General features: G+C 35.9%; 9 protein-coding genes. 5 read left to right on the top strand and 4 right to left on the bottom strand.

The genetic code is table 11. The features are described from left to right. Positions 1 to 45 precede the first annotated feature (45 nt). Positions 46 to 1176 carry a helix-turn-helix domain-containing protein gene (locus O9332_RS23860; RefSeq protein ID WP_288027674.1) on the bottom strand — a complete coding sequence of 377 codons (1131 nt, stop codon included), beginning with the start codon at positions 1174 to 1176 and terminating at the stop codon, positions 46 to 48. 248 nt (positions 1177 to 1424) lie between these two features. On the opposite strand from O9332_RS23860, the gene O9332_RS23855 reads away from it, so the two are divergent. The 4 genes from O9332_RS23855 (at position 1425) to O9332_RS23840 (ending at position 6786) form a co-directional block, all read left to right on the top strand. Then, positions 1425 to 2225 (top strand): vWA domain-containing protein, encoded by an 801-nt coding sequence (locus O9332_RS23855; RefSeq protein ID WP_002761564.1) that lies wholly within the window; start codon positions 1425 to 1427, stop codon positions 2223 to 2225. Between the two features lie 17 nt (positions 2226 to 2242). Further along, entirely contained in the window at positions 2243 to 3862 is a 1620-nt protein-coding gene (locus tag O9332_RS23850) for a PP2C family serine/threonine-protein phosphatase (RefSeq protein ID WP_002761563.1), read from the top strand. Then, the gene (locus O9332_RS23845) at positions 3859 to 5190 is read left to right on the top strand and encodes a protein kinase domain-containing protein (protein WP_288027673.1); all 1332 of its coding nucleotides are present in this window, start codon (positions 3859 to 3861) and stop codon (positions 5188 to 5190) included. Before O9332_RS23850 ends, O9332_RS23845 begins: the two co-directional genes overlap by 4 nt. Positions 5191 to 6141: 951 nt before the next feature. Beyond that, entirely contained in the window at positions 6142 to 6786 is a 645-nt protein-coding gene (locus O9332_RS23840; protein ID WP_002761559.1) for a Uma2 family endonuclease, read from the top strand. A gap of 51 nt (positions 6787 to 6837) precedes the next feature. Here the strand turns inward: O9332_RS23840 and O9332_RS23835 are convergent, their stop codons facing one another. From O9332_RS23835 to O9332_RS23825, 3 genes are all read right to left on the bottom strand, one after another. Further along, a complete protein-coding gene (locus O9332_RS23835; RefSeq protein ID WP_002761556.1) occupies positions 6838 to 7500 on the bottom strand; it encodes a PEP-CTERM sorting domain-containing protein in 663 nt (220 codons plus the stop codon). A gap of 245 nt (positions 7501 to 7745) precedes the next feature. Next, complete coding sequence (locus tag O9332_RS23830) at positions 7746 to 8093, bottom strand: type II toxin-antitoxin system PemK/MazF family toxin (RefSeq protein ID WP_012263951.1); 348 nt, start codon at positions 8091 to 8093, stop codon at positions 7746 to 7748. Then, positions 8080 to 8265, bottom strand: coding sequence for a hypothetical protein (locus O9332_RS23825; RefSeq protein ID WP_002761554.1), 186 nt, complete (start codon positions 8263 to 8265; stop codon positions 8080 to 8082). The genes O9332_RS23830 and O9332_RS23825 overlap by 14 nt, the downstream gene beginning before the upstream one ends. Before the next feature lie 91 nt (positions 8266 to 8356). Here O9332_RS23825 and O9332_RS23820 point away from each other — a divergent pair. Then, positions 8357 to 8638: RNA-guided endonuclease InsQ/TnpB family protein (locus tag O9332_RS23820; protein ID WP_288027672.1), on the top strand; the 282-nt coding region annotated here is incomplete at its 3' end.

The following is an 8638-nucleotide window of genomic DNA, read 5'->3' as shown; positions in this document are numbered from 1 at the left end:
CTCGATGGGAAGAAGCATATCCTTAGTTAAAGCAGATTTTCTTCCTCAGTGCAACCTAAGTCGATGCTTTCTCACGAGTGCGGGTTCATTTTCTAGGTTGACTTCGGCTTCCTTACCAGCATTTATTGAGATGTTGCCAATAATGGTTGAGGAGATGATATTTAACCAGTTAGGATGACCTTGATAAAGTTCGCTCAGTTTCGTCCATTTCTCCTCATTTTTTAAACCGTATTCTTTGAAGATTTCTTCAAATTCTGTTGTTAAACCTTGCAGGTATAAAGTTTTAATTTTATCGGATTTTAAGGTGACAAAATCTCTGGGAAGTTCCCAACTAATTAAAATCAAGCAACTTTGATGAGATGTGGTAGCAATTTGATGAAAAAATTTATGATAATCCTGACAGTCGGGTAAATATTTACCTGCTAATTCCCCCGGTTTAAAAATATTCTGCACATCATCAAGAATAATTAAACAACGATAGGAGCTTAGATAATCTATTATATCAGGTAAGGGGGTTGATAGAGATTGGGCGAAAAACTGTTTTAGATCATCTTTGAGAGCGATTAATTGAGGAATATTTTCCAGACTGCGATAAATAATATAATCAAATTGTGGGGCAATTTCTGAAATTAATTTAAGGGTTAAAGCTGTTTTTCCGATTCCAGTTAACCCATAAATGGTAATTAATCGAGTTTTATTATCTAGCCATTCTTTTAAGGTTGATATTTCTAACTTACGTCCACAGTTATACCTTAATTCAGGGGCTTTTGTTAAGTCAATCATGGGAGATTTATTATTATGTAAAGAATATGATCGGTTTTGGTTATCATTAGTCGTTTGAATAATTTGACCACCAATATTGATGTTATCAATTTGTAACAAACAATTCCCCGAATGATAAGCTTGAGAAACCCGATATTTTCTTTCTAACTTGGATCGTAAATTATCTTTATTAACATCTTCGTCTAATACCTTACCCAACTTTTTCCATAAGTTAGCAGCCTCTTTTTTAATATGAGATTCACTACAACCATTAAAAGATTGAGCAATTTGCCAATATTTTTGACCTTGCCAAACCCCTGTCAAGATTGCTTCTTGTACTGGTGTCAGATGAGACTCCACTTTCTCAAACATTAAATCATCAACATATTGCAAAACTTGGTCAATATTATTCATTTCTGGTTAAAAAATTAGAGGGTTAATCCAATATATTATACCAAACGGAACTAAGACTGTACCATAACCTACCTATAAATTGTGTACCAAAGCCTACTTTTGTACTAAAATCAAACGCTACAATACTGAGATGTTAGGTAAATCAAGCTAATTAGTCCTATTTGCTTGCTAGATTGTCATCATAGCCCATTTTGCGGTGACATGATCATCTTTTCCCTTTCAAAAATCAATGAAGTAATCTTTAAGTTATGTATCAAGAACAACTGAGTAGCGCCAAGCCTGGATTTATCCTGATTATGATTGATCAGTCAGCTTCAATGTCAGATAAATACGCCAATTCAGATAAAGCAGATTTTGCCGCATTAGCCGTTAATCGAGTCATCGGAGAAATTATTACAGCTTGTTCATCGGGTAATGAGATTAAAGACAGATGTTTTGTGGCGGCGGTTGGCTATGGAGCAAGTATTAATGTACTATTTCTAGATAAAGCCTCAGATTTGGCTAAAAATCCCAATACAACAACCCTTAAGAGAAAAGTCTCTGATGGTGCAGGTGGGTTGGTTGAAGTGGATGAAGTAATGCGAGTGTTTGTGAAACCGACTGCAAGTAATGGAACACCAATGGCTGAAGCCTTTAAACAGGCTTATACTGGGGTAGAAAAATTTATTTCTAATCATCGCGATAGTTTTCCACCTGTTGTGATTAATATAACCGATGGAGAACCTAATGATTCTAATGCTGCTACTACTGAAGCGAAAAAACTAGCACAACTTAAAACAAGTGACGGTAACGTGATTGTTTTGAATGCTCATATTTCTAACGCATCAGCAGGGAAAATAGAGTTACCTAGTGACAATGCTGGTTTTAGCAATAATAAATTTGCTAACTTTTTGTTTGATATTTCCAGTGTGCTTCCTGAGCCTCTTGCTGAGAGTGCCAAAAATGCGGGTTTTAATGTTCAACCTAATGCCAGAGGTTTTATCTTTAATGCTGATGCTGAAGCACTGATTAAACTTCTTCAATTTGGTTCTCAAGGAGCATTACGCTAAAGTTATTGTCATTAATTATGCAATCTGATCATAAAGTTTCAGTCATCCGTCGGTTCAGTCATAGAACTCATAAAGAGATGGAAACCATTAGCGGTTGTCAAGATAATTTTAGCTGTAATGAAGCTAAGAATTGTTTTGCGATCGCCGATGGTGCAACTCAATCATTTTACTCAAGTATATGGTCAAAACTTCTTGTTGATTATTTTTGTGAAAATCCCCAGATTGATAAAAACAATTGGCAAGAATGGCTTGAACTAATTCAGCAAAAATGGTTAGAAGAAGTTAAAGCAGAATTAGAAAAAGCAAAAAGCGGTAATAATTTTGCCTGGATTGAGATTTACAATGGTTTGGAGCGTTCTAAATCAGCAATATCTACCTTTATTGGGTTACAATTTATTGAAAATCAAGCAAAAATCTCAATTGTTGGCGATAGCTGTCTGTTTATTTTTCAGGGAAATCAAATTAAAACCTATTTATTGAAAAAATCAACGGATTTTAATAATCAACCTGAATATTTTGGAAGTCGCTCTAAAAATAATGATCATGAGCCAAAATTTTTAGACATCGAATTAAAATACAAACAACATTCAGATAAGCTTTATTTTGTACTAGCAACTGACGCTCTAGCTGAATATATTTTTAAATATACAGAACAGCAAAGAGATATTTTAACAACTTTACTTACAATTAATTCAGAACAGGAGTTTGAGAATTTTGTAAAATCTGCTAGACATAATGGCACGATAAAAATGAAAAATGATGATGTCACTTTAATGATTTTAGAAGTCAGTGATGGTGAAATCGTCAGTTTGCCTACACAAACCAGAAAAGAAAATCAAAAAAATCCTCCTATCATTTTACCTTCAAGTAATGAAAATAAACAGCCTTTTAACGAAGATAAAAACAATTCTTCAAAAGTAGAAGAAGAACCTAAAGACAATACTCCTGCTGAAAATTTAGAAGTTACTTCTGGTTTTGCCAAAATAAGATTCAATCTACAAACATTATTAAAATTTCTGCCATCTTTACCCATGACGCACCGCAATTCGAGAGGAGTTTCTTCTTCAAGTCCTCAACTGAGAGAAGACAAACCACCCGTAATTAAAGGAATAGATGGAATCCGTAATCTTCTCCTTGTTTTTATTCCTTTAAATATATTCTTAACTATACTCTCCACTGCGACCATATTATATTTTATTTCTCAGACAGCTAACAAAATAAATAGTATAAAAACTGAACAATCAAGCAATTCAAATTCATCTAGTCAAGTCACTAAATATGAACCTAAATATATGAACCTTGAAAAAGGAAATAAAATCTACAAAGATCAAACTTTTCAAGAAATTATTATTCCTGCTTTATCTGACTCATCTCAGGTTTTAATTTTAGAAGAAGGAGACAAATGGATTAAATTTCAGATTGATCTTTATGCTAATCAAGCAATCTTGAATCAATGTTCTACTTGTGCAAGGGATGAAATAGAAATAAAACCCAAGACAAATCTGAGAACTTTGGCTAGTGAATCAGAAAGGGATGTTTTTGGACAATTAAGCGAACCATCAAAGTTTAAAAAACTTGAATTTGATTCCCTTCCCAATTGGTCTAAATTTACATTTGTGGGGTATGTAAAAAAATGAAATATCCGCTTAGAACTGACTATGAAACAGTCGTAAAATACCCTGATAGATTTATATACGATGGTATTTTACAACAAGGAAAGCCTGTTAAGCAAAAGCAAAATCAGAACTTTTTACTGTCTCATAATGGCGGAAAAGCCGTTGTTTATGAAATTCAAACTAATCCTAAAAAATATGCCCTTAAATGTTGGATAGAAGATTTAGGGGATCTAAAAATTCGTTATAAGGCGATTGATGCCTATCTTAAAACAGTTCAACTTCCTTATTTTGTTGATTTTGCTTACCAAGAACAAGGAATTTTAGTCAATGGACAAAGATTTCCCATTATTAGAATGGAATGGGTTGATGGTATTAGCTTTAAAGACTTTATATCTAATAATATTAATAACCCGACTTCTATCCGTAACTTTGCCGAAAAATTCTTAGAAATGGTTAAAATTCTCCATCAAAATAATATTTCTCATGGAGACTTACAACACGGTAATATTATAGTGCGTAAAAATGGTGATCTATGTTTAATTGACTATGATAGTTTATATGTTCCTCAATTAAGCAACGAAACCGACAATATTAACGGACTCCCTGGTTATCAACATCCTAACAGAAATAAGTTATCTAAATTAAGTCCAAAAGCTGACTATTTCTCAGAAATGGTAATTTATTTATCATTGCTTGTTCTATCAGAAAATCCCAACTATTGGCAACAAATACAACAAGAAGAAAGGCTACTATTTTCCGAAAAAGACCTAATTAAACCTAATTCATCCAAGATTTTCAAAGAACTTAAAAATCTTTCTCCTGAGATTGTGTATTTTACCCAAGAATTAGAGAAATTTTGTCAACAATCAAATATTGAAAACCTACAACCTCTTGAAAATTTAGTCAACAATTACACAGGAGCTAAATGGAGTTTTGTGCCTCCTACTAACCCTATTCCAATCGTTACTTCACCTGTTCCTGTAGTTAATAATCCTACTAATTGGGGTTTTACATCTAATAATTCTACTCCATCCCCATACCCTCCTCCCTCAAGTCAAGGATGGACTTTCTCCCCTAACGGAGTTCAAACTCAAACCAGTCCAAAAAATACAAAATCTTCAGATCCCTGGACAAAACTTGAAACCAATTCATCAAGTGCTTGGGATAAATTTGACACGGGTAAAACACCACCTCCAACAGATTGGGATAAACTCCATCAACAACCTCGAAAAGAAGCACCAGTACCTATTCCAGATGAAAACATTTGGGATAAATTTGATAATATTTGGAAGAAACTTACAACATCTGTATCATCTATTTGGAACAAAATTTTGAACTGGTTTAATTAGCTATCTGATTATTCTGTGCAGTTCTCCTATCCTAAAATCAACCCCATTGCTTGATTAATAATTTTATTTTTATCAACCATAGCTTCAATTTCTTCTGGTTTAAGTAGGTGGGTGGAATTAAATATAAAATGAACGTAGGTTGGGTTGAAGCATGAAACCCAACGCCCGATTATGTTACGCTACCGCTAACCCATCCTACAAATAATTGTGCCTACCTACTTAGGCTCTTCTCGACTTTGTGTGATAATTTTTGCTTATGTAAGGTTAAATGCTTACTGGGCAAGACTTTTAGGACTATTTTGAAAGAAGAAACTATCAGTATAGACCTCGTTTACACACAGAAACCAGAAGAGCCTGGTTTATATAGCGTTTCCTGTTCGCAAGAGGTACATTATCGATGTTGAAAAGCTTAATTAGGGTTTGCTGAATAAATCTAAAAACCTTGTTGGATAAGACTTTTAGACTTTTTTGAAATCCAAAAGTGCCGGGCATGGGAGTGATCAGGGGGAAAATCCCTGGACTTTTTCCCTGAAAATTGGGTAATTGACCACCTGAAAATCGGTAAAACCCTACACCCTACACCCTACACCCCACACCCTGCCCCCACGAAAAACTTTTTCAGCAAACCCTATCTAAATGGTTGCCTTTTTTAACTTTTTTATTGATCTCATTAAGCATTTCTACTTATTGCAAAGGTGAGATGCTACCGGGTCTTGGGTCTTGCCTCTTGCCTCGTCTCAACAAGCAATTTAAATGCGCGGGCAGCTTACTAGAACTCTTGCATATAGCGCTTTTCACGTTACTGAGGTATCGACAAGTTTTGCCAACAAAGAGTTTAACCCCCTTGCCCATGCCTCATTCTGATGAAAACTGCTATATATAGTCTAAGGTAGAAAAAAGTTAAATACTGACTAAACCGCCCAATCATAACAACTGAGCCGACAAATTCTGATGTTATTAGCATTAAAACAACTAACTGTTACCCCAGGCGACTGCCTGTTGTTAACTTCACTCACTTGGCAAGATTATGAAAAAATTCTTGACGAATTGGGAGAGCGACGGTCAATTCGTCTATCTTATAGTCAGGGAACTTTAGAAGCAATGACTCCTCTTTTTATTCATGAAAACACCAAAGTTTTAATCGGGGATTTGGTTAAAGTTCTCCTGGATGAATTAGAGTTAGACTATGAACCCGCTGGATCGACAACCTTTAAAAATCAACAAATGGATCAAGGAATAGAACCAGATGAGTCTTTTTATATCGAAAATTGTGCTGCTGTTAGGGGAAAAAAGCGACTTGATTTGGCTATTGATCCCCCTCCCGATTTAGCAATTGAAATTGATATTACTAAGCGAACCCGATTTAATAATTATGAGCGATTGGGTGTTCCTGAATTGTGGCGATATAATGGAGAGAGACTGGAAATCAATGTTTTGCAAGGATCGGAATATGTTGAATCTTCCCAAAGCCGACTATTTCCTCAATTTAATCTAATAGAAAAAATTCCAGAAACGCTACAAAATAGTCAAAAAATAGGTAGTGCAATGGCATTAAAACAATTCCGAATTTGGGTCAAGCAAACGCTTAATCCCTAACTTCAAATCGAGAACGAAGTCAGGGAACTTTTGCCGATGATAATTTAGGGGTTACAGTTTTCGCTTTAAAGCTGCACCTATTCCTAATACTCCTAAACTCAGTAACCCTAGAATTGATGAGGGTTCGGGAACGGAACTAACAGGAGGTGATGATGGAGATACGAGAAAAACGTTGTCTATTGTGGTAGTATCAGTTCCAAATTGAAAATCACCATTAAATTCTAGAGAAGTTAAGTTGGCAAGAACTACTTGAATTTCTGCATTAGTGGCAGGCACAAAGGTCGAGTTGTCTGGAAGAATATTAAACCACGTATTTTGATTTGTATTACTAAGAGCCAAACTATAGGTTTCCCATTGATTAGGATTTGGAGTCGAAATGAATGATGCAAGAGTCAATCCTGCACCTCTCAAAAATGCACCATAACCTCCAGGGATAATAAAGGAAGTCGTAAGATCGAAACTTAGGCTTCCATTAAGGAAAGTAGACTTATCTCCTAAAAATTTAGAAGGAGCAATAAAGGTTAAATCGTTCGCCGAAAAATCAGACGCTGAAATATATCCTCCTGGATTGCCACCAGTAGCAAAATGGGTAAGGTTAGCAGGGCTACTAGGGGGATTATTACTCGCGGAGTTTTGATAATAAACTGTTGTCCACCCTTCAGCATCTGTATCAAATGTGCTGCTAACAGTTGCAGCCTGAACAGGTGCTATCACGAAGGTACTAACAGCAATAGCAGAAGAAGCAATCGCCAGTTTTAATAAGTTTTTCTTACCCCCCCCCCCAGCAAAGTTAATCAGTTTTACTAATGTCAGGATTGAAAAGCCTCTGGAGAATTAGATTTGAGTGATTGTTTAGTTGTATAGTAGTATAGTAATGAAGCTTTCTGGATTGCTCAGGGGAAATTTAAGGAAGTCTTTGGGATCGCTTTAGGAAAGTTAATCATTGGATAAAATCAATGCTAGGGAATATTTAAGGATTTTTTGAGGGCAGTTTGAACTTGGTTTAGGATGTCTGAGGGTAAAATGCCTAGTTTCTGTTGAAAAACGGACTGGTTGACCGTCGCAATCTTGTCAGTTCTGATTACAGAGGTCTTTTTTAAGCCTGTTTGTGAGAAGTTGGGATGTCCTTCCCTAACCAGTATCCAAGTTTCCCACCACTCTCCAGGGGGGATTTTGGAGAAGATTCCCAGGATGATTTGTTCTTCTCGATGTACAGCTAAAACTAGCGCGGGTCTGAGTTTTGTGGTGCTAAGGTCGCTGAAGGGAAAGCGAACTAACCAAATTTCGGCAGCTTTAGGGTTGGACATTGTAAATATCTTCCTCTGGGTCGTTCCATTCTGGAAAGCCTGTTTCTGCTAGTTTCATGAGGGTGAGGGTTTCTAGCTTGTCTTCGAGGTCTTCTAAGAGAGAAATTTGTTCTGAGAGGGGAAGTTGATAGACTAGGGTTTTGATTTCTTCAAGGGTTAGGGTGGAAATCATCGAAAATTTTGGGTCTGAAACCCCGTCGTTCTACGACGGCTTTACTGTTAAGTATTAGCACATTTACGAAATATATGCTAGAATGCGGGATATGGAAAAAGCCTATTCGTTTCGATTTTACCCCACACCAACACAAGAGTCGCTATTGCGGCGCACATTGGGCTGTGTAAGATTAGTTTACAACAAAGCTCTCCACGAACGAACACAAGCTTGGTATGAAAGACAAGAAAGCGTAGGCTACGCTCAAACTTCTTCAATGCTAACCGATTGGAAAAAGCAAGAAGAATTAGACTTTCTCAATGAGGTAAGCTGTGTACCTTTACAACAAGGGTTAAGACATTTACAAACAGCTTTTACTAATTTCTTTGCTGGT

It is taken from the genome of Microcystis sp. LE19-10.1B, from assembly GCF_027530565.1.
Taxonomy (GTDB): domain Bacteria; phylum Cyanobacteriota; class Cyanobacteriia; order Cyanobacteriales; family Microcystaceae; genus Microcystis; species Microcystis aeruginosa.
Note: the sequence above shows the minus strand (reverse complement) of the source record. Positions and strands in the feature narration are given on the sequence as shown.

Coding starts and splice junctions, on each gene's coding strand:
- O9332_RS23860 (WP_288027674.1), bottom strand. CDS start 1,176: ATGAATAATATTGACCAAGTTTTGCAATATGTTGATGATTTAATGTTT.
- O9332_RS23855 (WP_002761564.1), top strand. CDS start 1,425: ATGTATCAAGAACAACTGAGTAGCGCCAAGCCTGGATTTATCCTGATT.
- O9332_RS23850 (WP_002761563.1), top strand. CDS start 2,243: ATGCAATCTGATCATAAAGTTTCAGTCATCCGTCGGTTCAGTCATAGA.
- O9332_RS23845 (WP_288027673.1), top strand. CDS start 3,859: ATGAAATATCCGCTTAGAACTGACTATGAAACAGTCGTAAAATACCCT.
- O9332_RS23840 (WP_002761559.1), top strand. CDS start 6,142: ATGTTATTAGCATTAAAACAACTAACTGTTACCCCAGGCGACTGCCTG.
- O9332_RS23830 (WP_012263951.1), bottom strand. CDS start 8,093: ATGTCCAACCCTAAAGCTGCCGAAATTTGGTTAGTTCGCTTTCCCTTC.
- O9332_RS23825 (WP_002761554.1), bottom strand. CDS start 8,265: ATGATTTCCACCCTAACCCTTGAAGAAATCAAAACCCTAGTCTATCAA.